Origin of the sequence: uncultured Xylophilus sp., assembly GCA_913776965.1 — a bacterium.
Taxonomy (GTDB): Bacteria; Pseudomonadota; Gammaproteobacteria; order Burkholderiales; family Burkholderiaceae_C; genus Xylophilus.
Window position 1 is genome coordinate 1 of sequence record CAJYQL010000106.1, and the last position, 17532, is coordinate 17532.

A 17532-nucleotide genomic window follows, 5' to 3' on the forward strand; every position below is an offset into this window, starting at 1 on the left:
ACCGCAAACTCACCATCGCCGACGACCGCCGGCTCTGGAGCGGCGGCCGCAACCTGGCGGCCGAATACTTCTGCGGCGACGGGCAGATCCGCGCCTGGGACGACCTGTCGTTCGACATCGCCGGGCCGGTGGCCGCCGCGGCGGCCCACCAGTTCGAGCAGGACTGGGCCTCGGTCCACCTGCAGCCGCCGCGCCGCGTCGTGCCGCCCCTGCCGGTCGCCGACGGCAGCCCCGCCCAGTTCCTGCCGAGCGGTCCCGACCAGGCCGAGGACACCGCCCAGGCTCTGCTGCTCGACGCCTGCTTCCGCGCCGAGCGGCGCATCCTGGCGGTCACGCCCTACTTCATCCCGAACGACGCACTGCGCGATGCGCTGCGGCTGGCGGCGCGGCGGGGCGTGGCGGTCGACATCGCGATCCCGCAGCGCTCCAACCACCTGCTCGCCGACATCGCCCGCACCCGCGCGATGCGCGACCTGGCCGGCGCCGGCGTGCGCTTCTACCTGCTGCCCGCGATGGCGCATGCCAAAGCGGTGGTGGTGGACGACGACCTGGCCCTGTGCGGCTCGATCAACCTCGACCTGCGCAGCCTGCTGCTCAACCACGAAGCGGCGGTGGTGTTCTACGGCGAGGCCGAAGTCGCGGCGCTGGCGCAGTGGATCCAGGCACTGGCCCGCACCGGCCGCCCGTTCGACGCCCGCCCGCCCGGGCTGCTGCGCGACATCGGCGAGGGGCTGCTGCTCACCGTCGCGTTCCAGCTCTGACGCCGACCCTTCTCTGTTTCTTCTCACCTGCCCGCCACCGCATGCACGCCTCCCAACTGCTCCAGGACTACGGTTACTACGCGGTCTTCCTGCTCGGCCTGCTGGAGGGCGAAACCATCCTGCTGCTCGGTGCCTATGCGGTCCACGAGGGCTACCTGAAGCTCGTGCCGCTGATCGCCTGCGGCGCCACCGCGGCCTTCCTGAGCGACCAGTTCTATTTTCTGCTCGGCCGCCGCAAGGGCGCGCAGGTGCTGGAGCGGCATCCCCGGATGAAGCAGCGCTTCGCCCGCGCCTTCCGGTTCGTCGAGCGCCACCCGGTCGCGACGGTGCTGCTGATGCGCTTCGCCTGGGGCCTGCGCATCGCTTTCCCGGTCGCGCTCGGCATGTCGCGGATGCGCACCGCCGTCTTCCTGCCGCTGAACGCGGTCGCGGCCGTGGCGTGGGCGACGGTCGTGGTGCTGTGCGGCGTCTGGATCACCCAGACCGCCAAGGCGCTGGTCGGCAGCCTGCGGCCGTACGAGTTCGTGCTGATCGGCGTCGCGGCGGCGGTGGGGCTGGTGGTGGCGATCCGGCATCTGCGGATGAGTTGAGGCGCAAATCCGCCTCCAGCGCCCGCTGTGCCTGCGCAAGCAGCTATATATTTAGGAGCGAAAGCACCCGGTGTTGCGCCGCGCCCCGTGCCGCCGCCCCCTCACGCCAGCGTATACGCCGTCTTCACCACCGTGAAGAACTCCTGCGCATACCGCCCCTGCTCCCGCGGCCCGTAGCTGCTGGCCTTGCGGCCGCCGAAGGGCACGTGGTAGTCCACCCCCGCGGTCGGCAGGTTCACCATCACCATGCCGGCCTGGCTGTGGCGCTTGAAGTGGGTGGCGTGCTTCAGGCTGGTCGTCGCGATGCCGGCCGACAGGCCGAAGGCGGTGTCGTTGGCCGTGGCCAGCGCTTCCTCGTAGTCGCGCACCCGGATCACGCTGGCGACCGGGCCGAAGATCTCCTCGCGGTTCACCCGCATCTGCGCGGTGGTGTCGGTCAGCAGGGTCGGCGCCATGAAGTAGCCGTCGTGGCCGCTGCCGGTGTGGCAGGCCACCCGGCCGCCGCCCGCGGCGACGGTGGCGCCCTCGGACTTTCCGATCTCGACGTAGCTCAGGTCCTGCTCCAGCTGGGCCTGGCTGACGACCGGGCCGATGTCGGTGCCGGCAGCGAGCGCGTCGCCGACCTTGATGCGCTCCATCCGGGCCTTCAGGGCCTCGATGAACGCCGGATAAATGCCCTGGGTAACGATCAGGCGGCTCGAGGCGGTGCAGCGCTGGCCGGTGGAATAGAAGGCGCTCTGCGCGCAGAGCTCGACCGCCTGGGTCAGGTCGGCGTCGTCCAGCACGATCTGCGGGTTCTTGCCGCCCATCTCCAGCTGGACCTTCTTGTGGGTCTGCACGCAGCGCTCGGCGATGCGCTTGCCGACGCCAGTGGAGCCGGTGAAGCTGATGGCGGCGATGCCCTCGTGGTTCACGAGCGCGTCGCCGATGACGCGGCCCGGGCCCATCACCAGGTTGAAGACGCCGGCCGGGATGCCCGAGCGGTGGATGATGTCGGCGAGCGCCCAGGCGCTGCCGGGGACCAGGTCGGCGGGCTTCAGGACCACGCAATTGCCGAAGGCAAGCGCCGGGGCGATCTTCCAGGCAGGAATGGCGATGGGGAAGTTCCAGGGTGTGATCAGGCCGACGACGCCGATCGGCTCGCGGGTGATCTCGACGCCGATGCCGGGGCGCACGGACGGGAGGGTCTCGCCCGCCAGGCGCAGGCATTCGCCGGCGAAGAACTTGAAGATCTGGCCGGCGCGGGCGGCTTCGCCGATGCCTTCGGGGCGGGTCTTGCCTTCCTCGCGTGCGAGGAGCGCGCCGAGTTCGTCCTTGCGCGCCAGGATCTCGGTGCCGATCTTGTCGAGCGCGTCGCTGCGGGCCTGGATGCCGGAGGTGCTCCAGGCGGGAAAGGCGGCGAGCGCGGCCTGCACCGCGGCATCGACCTGGGCGGCATCGCCCTGGGCGTAGCGGCCGACGATGTCCGACAGGTCGGACGGGTTGACGTTGTCGCTCAGGGACACGCCAGGGGTCCACTGGCCGTTGATCAGGTTGAGGTGTTCGGTCATCGACGACTCACAGGATGGGGAATGGAATGGAGGGTCGCGCAGGCGTACCGCCCCACCCCGCGGGCAGGACGGCACGCGCCGCGCTCAGCCCTGGGTGCCCGGCACGGCGCAACGCACCGCGCCGGTGGCCGCGAAGCTGCGCAGGTTCTCGAGCAGCATGTCGGCCATCGCGCGGCGCGTCTCGTGGGTGGCGCTGGCGACGTGCGGCGTGAGCACCACGTTGTCGAGCGCGAACAGCGCTTCCGGCACCCGCGGCTCGTCCTCGAACACATCGAGCGCCGCACCGGCGATGCGACCCTGCTGCAGGGCCTCGACGAGTGCGGCCTGGTCCACGACGCTGCCGCGCGCCACATTGACCAGATAGCCCTGCGGGCCCAGCGCCTCCAGTACCGCGCGGTCGACCAGGTGCCGCGTGCCGGCGCCGCCGGCGACCGTCAGGACCAGGTAGTCGGCCCAGGCCGCAAGCGCCGCGACCGAATCGAAATAGCGGTGCGCCGATCCCTCGGCCGGCCGGCGGTTGTGGTAGCCCACCTCCATGCGGAATCCGCTGGAACGCCCCGCCACCGCCTGGCCGATCCGGCCCATCCCGACGATGCCGATGCGCTTGCCCGCCACCCGGGTGTCCAGCGGCGGGCGGCCCCGCAGCCAGTCGCCGCGCCGCACGAAGCGGTCGCCGCGGGCGATGCCGCGCGACACGTCCATCAGCAGCGCGAAGGCCAGGTCGGCGACGCAGTCGTCCAGCACGCCGGGCGTGTAGCCGACCGGGATGCCGCGGGCCTGCAGTTGCGCGACCGGCAGCGCGTCGAAGCCGACGCCGAAGCTGCTCACCACCTTCAGGTTCGGCAGCGCCGCGACCACCTCCGGCGCCAGCCCGATCGCGGCCGACGTGACCACGCCGCCGAAGCCGGCGCCGTGCGCGGCCAGGAACGCTGCCGGATCGGCCTCAGCCGACAGCAGCGTGACGTCGTAGGCGGCCGCCAGTTCCTCGTTCAGGGCCGCCAGCGGCAGCGGGCCGGTCTGCAGCAGGCGCAGGCGCTGCGTCATTGCGGGCCGAGCTTCTCGATCAGGGCGCGCAGTTCCTCGACCTCGTTGGGCTTCAGGTCGGACAGCGGCGGGCGGACCGGGCCGGCGCCGTGGCCGACGATGGTGGCACCGGCCTTCACGATGCTCACCGCGTAGCCGGCCGTCTTGTTGCGGATGTCCAGGTACGGCATGAAGAAGTCCTTCAGCAGCCGGTGCTGCGTCGCCAGGTCGTCGGTGCGCACGGCTTCGTAGAACGCCATCGCGGTCTTCGGGATGAAGTTGAAGACGGCCGAGGAATACACCGGGGTGCCGAGCGCCTTGTAGGCGGCGGCGTAGACCTCGGCGGTGGGCAGGCCGCCCAGGTAGCTGAAGCGGTCGCCCATCTTCTGGTAGATCGAGACCATCGCCTCGATGTCGCCCACGCCGTCCTTGAAGCCGACGAGGTTCGGGCAGGCGTCGGCCAGGCGGGCCAGCGTATCGGGCGTGTACCGGGCCTGGGCGCGGTTGTAGATGATCACGCCGAAGTCCACGCTGTCGCAGACCGCCTTCACGTGCTGGAACAGGCCTTCCTGGCCGGCTTCGGTCAGGTAGTGCGGCATCAGCAGGATGCCGTGCGCGCCGGCCTTCTCGGCGGCCTGGGCGTACTGGATGGTCTGGCGGGTCGGGCCGCCGGCGCCCGCGATGATCGGCACCGTGCCGCGGCAGGTGTCGACCGCGGTCTGGATGATGGTCGGGTATTCCTCGGGCGTGAGCGAGAAGAACTCGCCGGTGCCGCCGGCGGCAAACAGCGCGGTCGCACCGTAGGGTGCCAGCCATTCGAGGCGCTTGCGGTAGCCGGCGGCATCGAAGTCGCCCTGCGCATCGAAGTCGGTGATCGGGAACGACAGCAGGCCGGAGCCCATGATCGACTTGAGTTCCTGGGGGGTGTAGCTCATGGTGTTGTGGGTGTGCGTGTGGACGAGGGAAAAGCGAAAAAGAAGAAAACCGCGAAATCAGTCGAGCTTGAGCTGCGCGTCGCTCACGACCTTGGCCCAGCGGGCGCGCTCCTTGTTGAAGAACTGCTCCTGCTCGGCGGGGGACATGGTCACGACCTCGGCGCCCTGGCCGGCGAGGCGCGAGCGGATGTCGGGCGAGCGGATCGCGCGGATCAGCTCCTGGTTCAGCCGGGCAATGACCGCGTCGGGCGTGCCGCGCGGCGCCATCACGCCCTGCCAGGTACCGGATTCGAAGCCGGGCACGCCCTGCTCGGCGATGGTCGGCACGTCGCCGACCAGCGGCATGCGGGTGCCCTTGGAGACGGCCAGCAGCTTGAGCTTGCCGCTCTGGACGTGCGGCAACGTGGCCAGCATGCCGTTCATCAGCACCTGGGTCTGGCCGGCAACCGTGTCCTGGATCGACTGCACGCCGCCCTTGTAGGGCACGTATTCCCACTTCGCGTTGGTGGCGCGCTGCAGCGCCACGCCGGCCAGGTGCGGCGCGCTGCCCTGCGCCGTCACGGCGAAGTTCAGGTCGGAGGTCTTCGACAGCGCGACCAGCTCCTTCAGGTTCGAGGCCTTGACCGACGGATGCACCACCAGCAGGTGCGGCGAATAGGCCAGCATCGTCACGCCGCGCAGGTCCTTCGACGGATCGAAAGCCAGCTTGGTATAGACCGACGGGCTGATCGCCAGCGCGCCGACGTCGCACAGCAGCAGCGTGTAGCCGTCGGGTGCCGACTTGGCGACGAAGTCGGCGCCGAGGTTGCCGTTGGCGCCGGCCTTGTTCTCGACGATGACCGACTGCTTCAGCGCTTCGGACAGGGACTGGCTGATCGCGCGGGCGATGATGTCCGACGAGCCGCCCGGCGGGTACGGCACCACCAACTTGATCGGCCGGTTGGGCCAGGCGTCCGCGGCCTGCACGGCGGCCGGGGCGAGGGTGACGGCTGCCGCGGCAGCGGCGCTGGCGACGAGGGAACGGCGGGTGAAAGGCATGGTCGTTGTCTCCGGAATCGAAAAGGGGACGCCTGACGGTGGTAGGCAGGGGCACGGCCTTGTGTTGTGATGATCTGCCGCGTTGTCAGTCATCGTACAACTAAACCAATGAAAACAACAACTGTTTTTTCTGCGCGTTCAGACGGGCGTTGCCGAGGCCGTGCTGGCCTGCGCCGCTTCGCGGGCACGCTTCAGCCGCTCGCGGCTGTTGTTCAGGTGCACCCGCATCGCCGCGCGGGCGGCATCCGCATCGGAGCGCTCGATCGCATCGACGATATCCTCGTGCTCGCGGTGCACCCGCTGCAGGTACAGCGACTGGTCCTCCCAGGCTACATGCGTCGCGACGATGCGGGTCCGCGGGATCAGCGCCTTGCCGAGGTGGTCGAGGATGTCGGAGAAATAGCGGTTGCCGGTGGCGTCCGCGATCTCGCAATGGAAACGGAAATCCGGTGCGACCGTGTCGCCGCCCTGCTCCACCTGCCGGCGGAACTGCTCCAACGCATCGCGCATCGCGGCCAGCTGTGCCGGGGACCGGCGCTGGGCCGCGAGCGCGGCCGCCTCGGTCTCCAGGCTGATGCGCAGCTCCAGCACCGCGATCGCGTCGATCGACCCTGAGATGTCGGCCGGATGCAGCCGGAAGATCCCGCCCGTCGGCGCGGACGGTGGCAGCACGAAGGTGCCGATGCCGTGCCGCGTTTCCACCAGCCCGGCCGCCTGCAGCCGCGACAGCGCCTCCCGCACCACGGTGCGGCTGACGCCGTAGGTCTGCATGATCGCGGACTCGGTCGGCAGGCGGTCGCCCGCCTGCAGCACCCCACCCGCGATCCGCGTGCCGATGTCCTCGACGAGCCCGTGCGCCAGGCCACGCGACGGCCGGCCCGGCCGGACCGGCGTCGGCGACGGTGGCGCGGAAGGTTCGGCACGCGGGGACGGTTCGGACGGTACGGACGGGGTGGAATGCATGCCGCATCATAGACAGACCCAAGTTGTACGACAACATATGATCTGATGTGGTGATTCAGATGTTGCCCATGAGCTGCGCGATCCCACGGCCGCTTCCTCCTGCGCCGCCTCGCTCAGCCCGGCCCCGCCACCTAAGCTGCCCTCCGGGCGCACGATACAGCCACTCTTCTGCAAACGGCGGAGCAACCATCGGGGAGCGTGCCGTGTAGAACCGGCGGACCGTTCTAGCTATGAAACTTGTAGCAACGCGCTTTGTGGGCTATATTGCCCCACCTTTGCCAACCGCCCTCGCACGCAGGAGAGAAGACGCATGAGTTCCAAAGAAAACGCCGCCGTCCACCAGCTGTTCGACCTGCTCGAGTCGCGCTACGCGATGCGGGTGCTCTGGGCCCTGAAGGACGGCCACCGGCAGACCTTCCGCCTGCTGCAGGACAGCGTCGGCGGCATCACCCCCAACACGCTGAACACCCGGCTGAAGGAGCTGCGCAGCGCGGGCCTGGTGGAGCACGGCAGCGACGGCTACGCCGCCACCGATGCGGGCAAGGACCTGCTCAAGCGGCTGCACGACCTGCAGGCCTTCGCCGGCCGCTGGGTCGGCACCCTGCCGCGCAAGGACGAGATCGCCGCCACGGCCGCCGCCTGATCCGCCGGCATTTCTAATGAAAATCGGGCTTCTGCGCCCGCCCCGCCTGCGCAGTCAGCTCCTCTTTTCATAGCATTACCCTTCACCGAACTTTTCCAGGACCTTTTCCTATGGCATCGACCACCACCCCCTCCGGCCTGCAATACGAAGACACCGTCGTCGGCGACGGCGCCGAGGCCACCGCCGGCCAGAACGTCAGCGTGCACTACACCGGCTGGCTGTACAACGACGGCGAGCAGGGCAAGAAGTTCGACTCCAGCCGCGACCGCAACAGCCCGTTCGAGTTCTCGCTCGGCGCCGGCATGGTGATCAAGGGCTGGGACGAAGGCGTGCAGGGCATGAAGGTCGGTGGTCAGCGCACGCTGATCATTCCCGCCAATCTGGGCTACGGTGCGCGCGGCGCCGGCGGCGTGATTCCCCCGAACGCCACCCTGAAGTTCGACGTGGAGTTGCTTGGCACCGGCCGCTGATACCCGTTGCCGGCCGTAGGGCCGGCGCTCTCCCCGCGCCCGCCGCGCTCCAGGCATTTGATCGTCTGGCCCCGGCGGGCGTGGTGTTTTCTGCATCCGCCCGCGCCCGGGCGGCATCGGCGCTGCGCGCCAGCGACCTGATGCCCATATGCACGACGGTCGCCCCGCCCCCTACCCTGGCATCTCGCGGTGCAGCGGCCGCAGCAGGCTGACCAGCACCGCCGCGACCACCCCGGCCGGAACGCCGAACACCCCGGCCGAGATCGGCTGAATGTCCCACCACAGGTCGCCCGTGCCGGCGAGCCCCAGCCGCGAGCGCACCGATGCGGCATGCGCCAGCATGTAGTACACGGTCACGCCGAGCCCGGTCAGCATGCCGGCCACTGCGCCCGCCCGGCTGGTGCGGCGCCAGAAGATGCCGAGCACCATCACCGGCACGAAGGCCGCGGCCGCGAGCGAGAACGAGGCCGACACCAGCGGCAGGATCTCCGCCGGCCGCAGTGCCGCCACGAAGGCGGCCAGCATCGCGACCGCCAGCAGCGCGAACTTGGTGAAGATCACCCGCTGTTCTGGCGTCTCGGTGCGGCGCATCTCCTGGAAGGCCATGTCGCGCACCAGCGCGTTGCTGATCGTCAGCAGCAGCCCGTCGGCGGTCGACAGCGCCGCCGCTAGGCCGCCCGCCGCCACCAGCCCGGAAATCACGTACGGCAGCCCGCCGATTTCCGGCGCAGCGAGCATCACCACGTCGGCGCCGAGCCGGATCTCGCCGAACTGCAGGATGCCGTCGCCGTTGATGTCCTCGATCGCCAGCAGCGACGGATCGACCCGCGCCCACTGCGCGATCCAGCCGGGCAGCGCATCGAAGGTGCTGCCGACCAGGTTCTGCATTACCTCGAACTTCACCATCACCGCCAGCGCGGGCGCGCTCGCGTACAGCAGCACGATGAAGAACAGCGACCACGCGACCGACGAACGGGCCGCCGCGACGCTCGGCACCGTGTGGTAGCGGGTCAGCAGATGCGGCAGACCGGCGGTGCCGACCATCAGGCAGAACATCAGCGCCAGGAAATTGCGCCGCGAGACGTCGAACGCCTCGCGCTCGGCCGGCGTGCCGTCCGGATCGCCGGCATACGGCCGCGCATGCGGCGGCAGCCCGCCGAGCGGCTGGGCCCGCTCGGTGTCTTCCCGCAGTGCGCGGCGCCATTGCTCCCGCGCGGTGGCGGCGTCGCGCGGCAGCGCCGCCAGCGCCCGGCTGGCCGCGACGATCTCGTTGACCTCGGCATTGCGCGCCCGCAGCTCGCGGATGCGCTCCTGCGCCCGCTCGCGGTCGGCCACCAGCGCGGCATCCACATCCTTCAGCCGGGCTTCCCAGCCTTGCGCCCGCAGCAAATACAGCCGCGCCACCTCGCGCTCGGCCGGCGCGTCGCGCAGTGCCGCTTCCCGCTCGCTTATGCGCTGCATCTGGGTGCCGTACACCAGCGGTGCCAGCGGATTGCCGAACTGCTTCCAAGCCAGCCACGACACCGGGATCAGGAACGCCAGCAGCAGCACGATGTACTGCGCGACCTGTGTCCAGGTGATCGCCCGCATGCCGCCCAGGAAGGAGCACAGCAGCACGCCGCCCAGGCCGAGCATGATCCCGATCTCGAACTGCACGCCGGTGAGCCGCGAGGCGATCAGGCCCACGCCGTAGATCTGCGCGACCACGTAGGTGAACGAGCACAGCACCGCCGCCAGCGCCGCGATCCGCCGCGGCCAGCGTCCGCCGAAGCGGACCTGGAAGAAGTCGGGCACGGTGTAGAGATTCATCGCCCGCAGCTGCGGCGCGATCAGCATCGCGACCAGGCAGAAGCCGCCGGTCCAGCCAAGCAGGTACGCTAGCCCGCCGGGCTGGCCGTCCGATCCCGAGAAGCCCTGCAGGTAAAGCGCGCCCGCCATGCTGATGAACGACGCCGCGCTCATCCAGTCGGCCGCCGCCGCCATGCCGTTGTAGACCGGCGGGATGCGCCGGCCGGCGACGTAGTACTCGTCGGCGTCGGTCGTGCGTCCCCAGACACCGATCGCCGCGTACACCATCACCGTGGAGAACAGGAAGATCGGCCCGATCCAGTGGCGCGACAGCCCCTGCTGCTCGGCCCAGGCCAGCACCAGCAGGAAGGCCAGTACGCCCACGACGTAGGCGGCCAGGATGCCGTGCAGGCGGCGTTCGTAACGGCGTTCAGGCACGCGGTACGGCGTCCGGTGTCGTGTCGCGTCGCTCGGCGCGGTTGGCGGCGACCGCATAGACAACCACGACCAGCATGAAGACGATCAGGATGCCCTGCGCCGCCATCCAGTAGCCGACGTGCCAGCCGCCGACCACCACGTCGAGCATGCGGGCGACGTAGCAGGCGCCGAACGATGCCGCAGCCCAGACAATCAGCAGTGCGCCCCGCAGCAGGCCGTGGCGGGGGACGGGAATCTCGCGCATCGGCGCGGGGGCCGGATCTGCGGGCGGCAGCGGCGGGGGCACGGAGAACGGCATCCGTCGATCATCGCAGCCCGCGCCGGCGCCGGCCTCGGTATTTGCCAGAGCGCCGAAACCACACGACGCCCTGCCTCATCCCAGAGTGCCGCGGGTCCGGCTCCGCCGGCCCGCCCGCATCGCCCCCGGCCGGGGGCAGGCGGACCGCGCAGCGGGTAGCCTGGGGGCGAGCGCTATTTGGCGAGGCGCTTCCAGGTGTCGATCACGCTGTCCGGATTGAGCGAGATCGACGCGATGCCCTCGTCGGCCAGCCACTGCGCGAAGTCCGGATGGTCGCTCGGGCCCTGGCCGCAGATGCCGACATACTTGCCGGCGGCCTTGCAGGCGCCGATCGCCTTCGACAGCATCGCCTGCACCGCAGGGTCGCGCTCGTCGAAGTCGGCCGCCAGCAGCTCCAGGCCGGAGTCGCGGTCGAGGCCCAGCGTGAGCTGGGTCAGGTCGTTGGAGCCGATCGAGAAGCCGTCGAAGTACTCCAGGAAGCGCTCGGCCAGGATGGCGTTGCTCGGCACCTCGCACATCATCACGACCTTGAGCTCGTTCTCGCCGCGCTGCAGGCCGTGCTCGGCCAGCAGCTGGGTCACCTTGTCGGCCTGGCCGAGCGTGCGCACGAAGGGCACCATCACCTGCACGTTGGTCAGGCCCATCTCGTTGCGCACCCGGCGCAGCGCCTCGCACTCCATCGCAAAGGCTTCGCGGAAATCCTCGCTCACATAGCGTGCCGCACCGCGGAAGCCGAGCATCGGGTTCTCTTCCTCCGGCTCGTAGCGGCTGCCGCCGATCAGCTTGCGGTACTCGTTGGACTTGAAGTCCGACAGCCGCACGATCACCGGCTTGGGCCAGAACGCCGCGGCGATGGTCGCCACACCTTCGGCCACCTTGTCGACGTAGAAGGCCTTCGGGCTGGCATGGCCGCGCGCCACCGACTCGACCGCCTTCTTCAGGTCGGCATCGACGTTCGGATAGTCGAGGATCGCCTTCGGGTGCACGCCGATGTTGTTGTTGATGATGAACTCGAGCCGCGCCAGGCCCACGCCCTCGTTGGGCAGCTGGCAGAAGTCGAAGGCGAGCTGCGGGTTGCCCACGTTCATCATGATCTTGGTGTCGATCTTCGGCATCTCGCCGCGCACCACCTCGGTCACCTCGGTCTCGAGCAGGCCGTCGTAGATCAGGCCGGTGTCGCCCTCGGCGCAGCTCACGGTGACCAGCGTGCCGTCCTTCAGCAGGTCGGTCGCGTCGCCGCAGCCGACCACCGCCGGAATGCCGAGCTCGCGCGCGATGATCGCCGCGTGGCAGGTGCGGCCACCGCGATTGGTGACGATGGCCGACGCCCGCTTCATCACCGGCTCCCAGTTCGGGTCGGTCATGTCGGTTACCAGCACGTCGCCGGGCTGGACCTTGTCCATCTCGCGGATGTCGTGGACTAGGCGGACCGGGCCGGTGCCGATCTTCTGGCCGATCGCGCGGCCTTCGGCCAGCACGGTGCCCGTGCCCTTGAGCTTGTAGCGCTGCTCGGCCTTACCTTCCTGCTGGCTCTTCACCGTCTCGGGTCGCGCCTGCAGGATGTAGAGCTGGCCGTCGGTACCGTCCTTGCCCCATTCGATGTCCATCGGACGGCCGTAATGCTGCTCGATCACCAGCGCGTACTGCGCGAGCTGCTCGACGTCGGCATCGGTCAGCGAATAGCGGTTGCGCTGCTCGGCGGGCACGTCGACCGTCTTCACCAGCTCGCCGCTGGCGGCCTTTTCTTCCGGCGTGGCGAAGGTCATCTGGATCATCTTGCTGCCCAGGTTGCGGCGGATCACCGCCCGCTTGCTGGCCTGGAGGCTCGGCTTGTGCACGTAGAACTCGTCCGGGTTCACGGCGCCCTGCACCACCGTCTCGCCCAGGCCGTAGCTGCTGGTGATGAAGACGACCTGGTCGAAGCCGGATTCGGTGTCGATGGTGAACATCACGCCGGCGGCGCCCAGGTCGGAACGCACCATGCGCTGCACGCCGGCCGACAGAGCCACCACGTCGTGCGCGAAGCCCTTGTGCACGCGGTAGCTGATCGCGCGGTCGTTGTAGAGGGAGGCGAACACCTCCTTCATCTTGTGCAGCACATCCTCGATGCCGACGACGTTGAGGAAGGTCTCCTGCTGGCCGGCGAAGGAGGCGTCGGGCAGATCCTCGGCCGTGGCGGACGAGCGTACGGCGAAGCTGGCCTCGGCATTGCCTTCGGACAGTTTCGCGAACGCGTCGCGCACCGCCTTTTCCAGGTCGGCCGGGAAGGGCTGGGCTTCGAGCCAGCCGCGGATCTCGGCGCCCGCGGCGGCGAGCGCCCGCACGTCTTCGGTATCGAGGGTGGCCAAGCGCTGACTGATGCGGTCGGCGAGCCCCTCGTGCTTGAGGAATTCGCGGAAGGCATGCGCCGTGGTGGCGAAGCCCGTGGGCACGCGCACGCCCTGGGGCAGTTGGGAGATCATCTCGCCGAGGGAGGCGTTCTTGCCGCCGACCGACTCGACGTCGGTCATCCTCAGGTTTTCGAACGGGACGACCAGGGCGGTCGCGTCGAACAGTGCAGACATGGGAAAGCTCCAGAAGTTGAAACCGGGCATCCGAAGGCGTCTGCGCACCCGGCGGCCCCAGCGGGCGGGCGGGTTCCGGGCATGGCGGCGGCGGCGCGACTTTGCTCTTGTTCTAGGAGGTCGGGGCGGGCCATGGGCGGAATTCGGATAATCCGGCGGATTGTAGGCGTCGCCCTCCTGCGCCGGTCACCATCGGTGTCGCACCCGTCAAGTTCCCGAAAGCCTCTCGCATGCATTCACGCACGGTCTTCTTCATCTCCGACGGCACCGGCATCACCGCCGAGGCATTCGGCAATGCGATCCTGAACCAGTTCGAATTCAAGCCGCGCCATGTGCGCCTGCCGTTCATCGACACGGTGGACAAGGCCTATCAGGCGGTGCGGCAGATCAACCACGTCGCCGAGGTCGAGGGCAAGAAGCCGCTGGTCTTCACCACGCTGGCCAACATGGAGGTGGTGCGGGTGCTGCAGGACGGCTGTAAGGGCATGCTGCTCGACATGTTCGGCACCTTCGTGCAGCCGCTGGAAAAGGAGCTGGGCATCAAGTCGCTGCACCGGGTCGGCCGGTTCTCGGACGTGAGCAAGAGCAAGGAATACAACGACCGGATCGAGGCGATCAACTTCAGCCTGGCTCACGACGACGGCCAGAGCAACCGCGACCTGGAAGGTGCGGACGTGATCCTGGTGGGCGTGAGCCGCAGTGGCAAAACGCCGACCTCGCTCTATCTCGCGATGCAGCACGGCCTGAAGGCGGCCAACTATCCGCTGATCCCCGAGGACTTCGACCGCCGTCAATTGCCGCCGGCGCTGGTGCCGCACCGCAAGAAGATCTTCGGCCTGACTATCGCGCCGGAGCGCCTGGCCGAGATCCGCAACGAGCGTCGCCCCGATTCGAAGTACGCATCGCTGCTCAACTGCCGCCACGAGATTGCCGAGGCCGAGGCGATGATGCGGCGCAGCGGCATCCGCTGGTTGAGCACGACGACCAAGTCGATCGAGGAAATCGCGACGACGATCCTGCAGGAGATTCGGCCGGAGCGGTTGATTTATTGAGAGCATCCCCCCGAGCCGCTGCGCGGCTCCCCCCTTCTCTCCCTGCGTGGGAAGGGGGGCACAGCGGGTGGACCGGCGGAGCCGGATCCACCGCTGTCCTGAAAGGGAGACTGCCGCCGTGCGAGGCGGCGCTCCCCCTCCCGATCAGGCCGGAGCCGTCGTACGGATCAGGTGATCGAACGCGCCTAGCGCCGCCTTCGCGCCGTCGCCGGCGGCGATGATGATCTGCTTGTACGGCACCGTCGTCGCGTCGCCGGCGGCGAACACGCCGGGCACGGACGTCTGGCCCTTGGCATCGACCACGATCTCGCCGTGCTTCGACAGCTCGACGGTGCCCTTCAACCAGTCGGTATTGGGCACCAGCCCGATCTGCACGAACACGCCTTCCAGTTCGAGCGACTGCTCCTGGCCCGACACCCGGTCGCGGTAGGTCAGGCCGTTGACCTTCTGGCCGTCGCCCTTCACTTCGGTGGTCTGGGCCGACACGATGATCTGCACGTTGGGCAGGCTGCGTAGCTTGCGCTGCAGCACTTCGTCGGCGCGCAGCTTGCTGTCGTATTCGATCAGCGTGACGTGGCCGACGATGCCCGCCAGGTCGATCGCCGCTTCCACGCCCGAGTTGCCGCCGCCGATCACCGCCACGCGCTTCCCCTTGAAGAGCGGGCCGTCGCAGTGCGGGCAGTAGGCCACGCCCTTGTTCTTGTACTCGGCTTCGCCGGGCACGTTGATGTTGCGCCAGCGCGCGCCGGTCGAGATGATGAGCGACTTCGCCTTCAGCGACGCGCCGCTCGCGAGCTTCACCTCGATCAGGTCGTCGCCCGGCACCAGCGCTTCGGCGCGCTGCAGATTCATGATGTCCACGTCGTAGTGCTTGACGTGCTCTTCCAGCGCGATCGCGAACTTCGGTCCTTCGGTTTCCTTGATCGAGATGAAGTTCTCGATGCCCAGCGTGTCCAGCACCTGGCCGCCGAAGCGCTCGGCCGCCACGCCGGTGCGGATGCCCTTGCGCGCCGCATACACCGCAGCGGCCGCACCGGCCGGGCCGCCGCCGACCACCAGCACGTCGTAGGGTGCGCGGGCCGAAATCTTCTCCGCATCGCGGGCGACCGCGTTGTGGTCCACCTTGGCGACGATCTCTTCCAGGCTCATGCGGCCTTGGCCGAAGTGGGTGCCGTTGAGGAACACCATCGGCACCGCCATGATCTGGCGCGCCTCGACCTCGGCGGGGAACAGGCCACCGTCGATCGCGGTGTGGCGGATGCGCGGATTGAGCACCGACATCAGGTTGAGCGCCTGCACCACGTCCGGGCAGTTGTGGCAGGACAGCGAGAAGTAGGTCTCGAAGTGGAAGTCGCCGTCGAGGTTACGGACCTGCTCGATCGTCTCCTGCGCCTCCTTGGACGGATGGCCGCCGACCTGCAGCAGCGCGAGCACAAGCGAGGTGAACTCGTGGCCGAGCGGAATGCCGGCGAAACGCACGCCGGTGTCGATGCCCGGGTTGGTGATCAGGAACGACGGCTTGCGTTCCCCGTCGTCGGTGCGGGCGACCAGCGTGATCTTGTCGGTGAGCGACACGATGTCGTCGAGCAGGCCCTGCAGCTCGCCGGACGCCGCACTGTCGTCGAGCGACGCGACGATCTCGATCGGCTTGGTCACACGCTCCAGATAAGCCTTGAGTTGGGTCTTGAGGGTGGCGTCCAGCATGATAGCTTCCTTCTACTTAAATCAATTATTCGATAGCTGCGGATGGTCTGCGGAAAAAAAAGCCCGGGCGTACCCAGGCTTCCTGCAGCAGCGGTGCTTAGATCTTGCCGACGAGGTCCAGCGACGGGGCCAGCGTCTTGGCGCCTTCGTTCCACTTGGCCGGGCACACTTCGCCCGGGTGGGCGGCGGTGTACTGGGCGGCCTTCAGCTTGCGCAGCGTTTCCTTCACGTCGCGGGCGATCTCGTTGGAGTGGATCTCGGCGGTCTTGATGACGCCGTCCGGATTGATGACGAAGGTGCCACGCAGGGCCAGGCCTTCTTCCGGGATGTGCACGCCGAAGGCGTTGGTCAGCACATGGGTCGGGTCGCCGACCAGCGGGAAACGGGCCTTGCCGACGGCCGGCGAGGTTTCGTGCCAGACCTTGTGCGAGAAGTGCGTGTCGGTCGTGACGATGTAGACCTCGGCACCCAGCTTCTGGAACTCGGCGTAGTTGTCGGCGGCGTCCTCGACTTCGGTCGGGCAGTTGAAGGTGAACGCGGCCGGCATGAAGATCAGGACCGACCACTTGCCCTTGAGCGTCTCGTCGCTGACCGTGATGAACTTGCCGTTGTGGAAGGCTTCGGTCTTGAACGGAACGACTTGGGTGTTGATCAGGGACATGTGTTTCCTTGGAAGATTGAAATACGGAAAGCTGGAGCATACGGGCTTACCCGTACCGCTCCGATGAATTGCGGGTATGCCGTGGATTGGAATTTTCTATTCCGCGCGCGGCAAAGCGTGTAGGAAAGCGTCACCCCAATACAAACACCTCTCAACCTCAGCCGCAGGCACACCGGGAAGACGGGGGCTTGCTTGTGGCGGCGGGGCGCGGCCCGCACAATCGGGCCCAACCACAGCACCGAGAGGGATTCACATGAAAGGCGACGCACAGGTCATCCAGCACCTGCAGGCGCAACTCAAGAACGAGCTGACTGCGATCAACCAGTACTTCCTGCACTACCGCATGCTGAAGCACTGGGGCTTCGACAAGCTCGCGAAGAAGGAATACGACGAGTCGATCGGCGAGATGAAGCACGCCGACTGGCTGATGGACCGGATCTTCATGCTCGACGGCCTGCCCAACTTGCAGGACCTCGGCAAGCTGAACGTCGGCGAGGACGTGCCGGAGATCCTGCGCGCGGACCTGGGCCTGGAGTACGGCGCCCAGGCCACGATCAAGGCGGGCATGGCCCACTGCGAGAGCGTGCGCGACTACGTGTCCCGCGACCTGCTGCAGAAGATCCTCGACGACACGGAAGAGCACATCGACTTCCTCGAGACGCAGATCGACCTGAGCGAGAAGGTCGGCCTGCAGAACTACCTGCAGTCGCAGATGGGCGAGATCGAATAACGCGGCACGGGTCGCTTCACGACTTCCAGCGGGGCTCTGACTCCGCTTTTTTTCGTCTGATCGGTGCGCGCGCTGCTTTTTGGGAATGTCTTGTGCGGGGTGCGTCGCGCGTGGACGCCGGGCAGGCGGATAGCTCCGTGTCCCCCGAAAACGCCTGCGGCGTTTCCTCCTCCTTTACCTGCGCTATCCGCCTGCCCGGCATCCCCGGCGAACCGAGCACTGGTGCGCAAGGGCCTGCGATTTATCCGTCTGCTCGTTCGTGCCGTGCCGGCCGTTGTGACGGCTGATCCTGCGCCACGCAGGACCGGGGTGGTGGGTGCTCCC

Annotated in this window: 16 protein-coding genes; 6 read left to right on the top strand and 10 right to left on the bottom strand. The window is 68.3% G+C overall.

All coding sequences use genetic code 11. The features are described from left to right. On the top strand, positions 1–761 hold a 761-nt coding region (locus tag QZ500_RS14995; RefSeq protein ID WP_295856207.1), incomplete at its 5' end, for a phospholipase D-like domain-containing protein. A gap of 41 nt (positions 762–802) precedes the next feature. Further along, positions 803–1351 carry a VTT domain-containing protein gene (locus QZ500_RS15000; protein WP_295856208.1) on the top strand — a complete coding sequence of 183 codons (549 nt, stop codon included), beginning with the start codon at positions 803–805 and terminating at the stop codon, positions 1349–1351. A gap of 101 nt (positions 1352–1452) precedes the next feature. On the opposite strand, the gene QZ500_RS15005 is transcribed toward QZ500_RS15000, so the two are convergent. The 5 genes from QZ500_RS15005 to QZ500_RS15025 all read right to left on the bottom strand — a co-directional run bounded on the left by QZ500_RS15005 (position 1453) and on the right by QZ500_RS15025 (position 6860). Continuing rightward, positions 1453–2901: an aldehyde dehydrogenase family protein gene (locus tag QZ500_RS15005; protein ID WP_295856209.1), complete on the bottom strand. Its 1449-nt coding sequence runs from the start codon at positions 2899–2901 to the stop codon at positions 1453–1455. An 84-nt stretch (positions 2902–2985) separates the two neighbouring features. Then, positions 2986–3945: a 2-hydroxyacid dehydrogenase gene (locus tag QZ500_RS15010; RefSeq protein WP_295856210.1), complete on the bottom strand. Its 960-nt coding sequence runs from the start codon at positions 3943–3945 to the stop codon at positions 2986–2988. Further along, the gene (kdgD, locus tag QZ500_RS15015) at positions 3942–4859 is read right to left on the bottom strand and encodes a 5-dehydro-4-deoxyglucarate dehydratase (RefSeq protein ID WP_295856211.1); all 918 of its coding nucleotides are present in this window, start codon (positions 4857–4859) and stop codon (positions 3942–3944) included. The genes QZ500_RS15010 and kdgD overlap by 4 nt, the downstream gene beginning before the upstream one ends. A 57-nt stretch (positions 4860–4916) precedes the next feature. Further along, positions 4917–5897 carry a tripartite tricarboxylate transporter substrate binding protein gene (locus QZ500_RS15020; protein ID WP_295856212.1) on the bottom strand — a complete coding sequence of 327 codons (981 nt, stop codon included), beginning with the start codon at positions 5895–5897 and terminating at the stop codon, positions 4917–4919. Between the two features lie 138 nt (positions 5898–6035). Next, positions 6036–6860 carry a FadR/GntR family transcriptional regulator gene (locus tag QZ500_RS15025; protein WP_295856213.1) on the bottom strand — a complete coding sequence of 275 codons (825 nt, stop codon included), beginning with the start codon at positions 6858–6860 and terminating at the stop codon, positions 6036–6038. Between the two features lie 310 nt (positions 6861–7170). Between QZ500_RS15025 and QZ500_RS15030 the strand changes: the two genes are divergently transcribed. Both QZ500_RS15030 and QZ500_RS15035 read left to right on the top strand, forming a co-directional pair. Then, the gene (locus tag QZ500_RS15030; protein ID WP_295856214.1) at positions 7171–7503 is read left to right on the top strand and encodes a helix-turn-helix domain-containing protein; all 333 of its coding nucleotides are present in this window, start codon (positions 7171–7173) and stop codon (positions 7501–7503) included. Between the two features lie 110 nt (positions 7504–7613). Continuing rightward, on the top strand, positions 7614–7973 hold the full coding sequence (locus QZ500_RS15035; protein WP_295856215.1) for an FKBP-type peptidyl-prolyl cis-trans isomerase: 360 nt from the start codon (positions 7614–7616) through the stop codon (positions 7971–7973). A gap of 171 nt (positions 7974–8144) precedes the next feature. On the opposite strand, the gene QZ500_RS15040 is transcribed toward QZ500_RS15035, so the two are convergent. The 3 genes from QZ500_RS15040 to ppsA all read right to left on the bottom strand — a co-directional run bounded on the left by QZ500_RS15040 (position 8145) and on the right by ppsA (position 13061). Further along, positions 8145–10256, bottom strand: coding sequence for a VC_2705 family sodium/solute symporter (locus QZ500_RS15040; RefSeq protein WP_295856216.1), 2112 nt, complete (start codon positions 10254–10256; stop codon positions 8145–8147). Next, the gene (locus QZ500_RS15045) at positions 10192–10497 is read right to left on the bottom strand and encodes a sodium/substrate symporter small subunit (RefSeq protein WP_295856217.1); all 306 of its coding nucleotides are present in this window, start codon (positions 10495–10497) and stop codon (positions 10192–10194) included. The genes QZ500_RS15040 and QZ500_RS15045 overlap by 65 nt, the downstream gene beginning before the upstream one ends. A 173-nt stretch (positions 10498–10670) precedes the next feature. Further along, entirely contained in the window at positions 10671–13061 is a 2391-nt protein-coding gene (gene ppsA, locus QZ500_RS15050) for a phosphoenolpyruvate synthase (RefSeq protein ID WP_295856218.1), read from the bottom strand. A gap of 230 nt (positions 13062–13291) precedes the next feature. Between ppsA and QZ500_RS15055 the strand changes: the two genes are divergently transcribed. Then, on the top strand, positions 13292–14113 hold the full coding sequence (locus tag QZ500_RS15055; protein WP_295856219.1) for a pyruvate, water dikinase regulatory protein: 822 nt from the start codon (positions 13292–13294) through the stop codon (positions 14111–14113). Between the two features lie 144 nt (positions 14114–14257). Here QZ500_RS15055 and ahpF read toward each other — a convergent pair whose 3' ends face one another. After that, positions 14258–15817: an alkyl hydroperoxide reductase subunit F gene (gene ahpF, locus QZ500_RS15060; protein ID WP_295856220.1), complete on the bottom strand. Its 1560-nt coding sequence runs from the start codon at positions 15815–15817 to the stop codon at positions 14258–14260. A 97-nt stretch (positions 15818–15914) separates the two neighbouring features. Next, positions 15915–16478: an alkyl hydroperoxide reductase subunit C gene (ahpC, locus tag QZ500_RS15065; protein ID WP_295856221.1), complete on the bottom strand. Its 564-nt coding sequence runs from the start codon at positions 16476–16478 to the stop codon at positions 15915–15917. 253 nt (positions 16479–16731) lie between these two features. Between ahpC and bfr the strand changes: the two genes are divergently transcribed. Further along, the gene (gene bfr / locus QZ500_RS15070; RefSeq protein WP_295856222.1) at positions 16732–17208 is read left to right on the top strand and encodes a bacterioferritin; all 477 of its coding nucleotides are present in this window, start codon (positions 16732–16734) and stop codon (positions 17206–17208) included. Positions 17209–17532: the final 324 nt, after the last annotated feature.

Excerpts from the sequence above, each read along its gene's own strand:
- QZ500_RS15000 (WP_295856208.1), top strand. The coding sequence starts at position 803 with ATGCACGCCTCCCAACTGCTCCAGGACTACGGTTACTACGCGGTCTTC.
- QZ500_RS15005 (WP_295856209.1), bottom strand. The coding sequence starts at position 2,901 with ATGACCGAACACCTCAACCTGATCAACGGCCAGTGGACCCCTGGCGTG.
- QZ500_RS15010 (WP_295856210.1), bottom strand. The coding sequence starts at position 3,945 with ATGACGCAGCGCCTGCGCCTGCTGCAGACCGGCCCGCTGCCGCTGGCG.
- kdgD (WP_295856211.1), bottom strand. The coding sequence starts at position 4,859 with ATGAGCTACACCCCCCAGGAACTCAAGTCGATCATGGGCTCCGGCCTG.
- QZ500_RS15020 (WP_295856212.1), bottom strand. The coding sequence starts at position 5,897 with ATGCCTTTCACCCGCCGTTCCCTCGTCGCCAGCGCCGCTGCCGCGGCA.
- QZ500_RS15025 (WP_295856213.1), bottom strand. The coding sequence starts at position 6,860 with ATGCATTCCACCCCGTCCGTACCGTCCGAACCGTCCCCGCGTGCCGAA.
- QZ500_RS15030 (WP_295856214.1), top strand. The coding sequence starts at position 7,171 with ATGAGTTCCAAAGAAAACGCCGCCGTCCACCAGCTGTTCGACCTGCTC.
- QZ500_RS15035 (WP_295856215.1), top strand. The coding sequence starts at position 7,614 with ATGGCATCGACCACCACCCCCTCCGGCCTGCAATACGAAGACACCGTC.
- QZ500_RS15040 (WP_295856216.1), bottom strand. The coding sequence starts at position 10,256 with ATGCGGTCGCCGCCAACCGCGCCGAGCGACGCGACACGACACCGGACG.
- QZ500_RS15045 (WP_295856217.1), bottom strand. The coding sequence starts at position 10,497 with ATGCCGTTCTCCGTGCCCCCGCCGCTGCCGCCCGCAGATCCGGCCCCC.
- ppsA (WP_295856218.1), bottom strand. The coding sequence starts at position 13,061 with ATGTCTGCACTGTTCGACGCGACCGCCCTGGTCGTCCCGTTCGAAAAC.
- QZ500_RS15055 (WP_295856219.1), top strand. The coding sequence starts at position 13,292 with ATGCATTCACGCACGGTCTTCTTCATCTCCGACGGCACCGGCATCACC.
- ahpF (WP_295856220.1), bottom strand. The coding sequence starts at position 15,817 with ATGCTGGACGCCACCCTCAAGACCCAACTCAAGGCTTATCTGGAGCGT.
- ahpC (WP_295856221.1), bottom strand. The coding sequence starts at position 16,478 with ATGTCCCTGATCAACACCCAAGTCGTTCCGTTCAAGACCGAAGCCTTC.
- bfr (WP_295856222.1), top strand. The coding sequence starts at position 16,732 with ATGAAAGGCGACGCACAGGTCATCCAGCACCTGCAGGCGCAACTCAAG.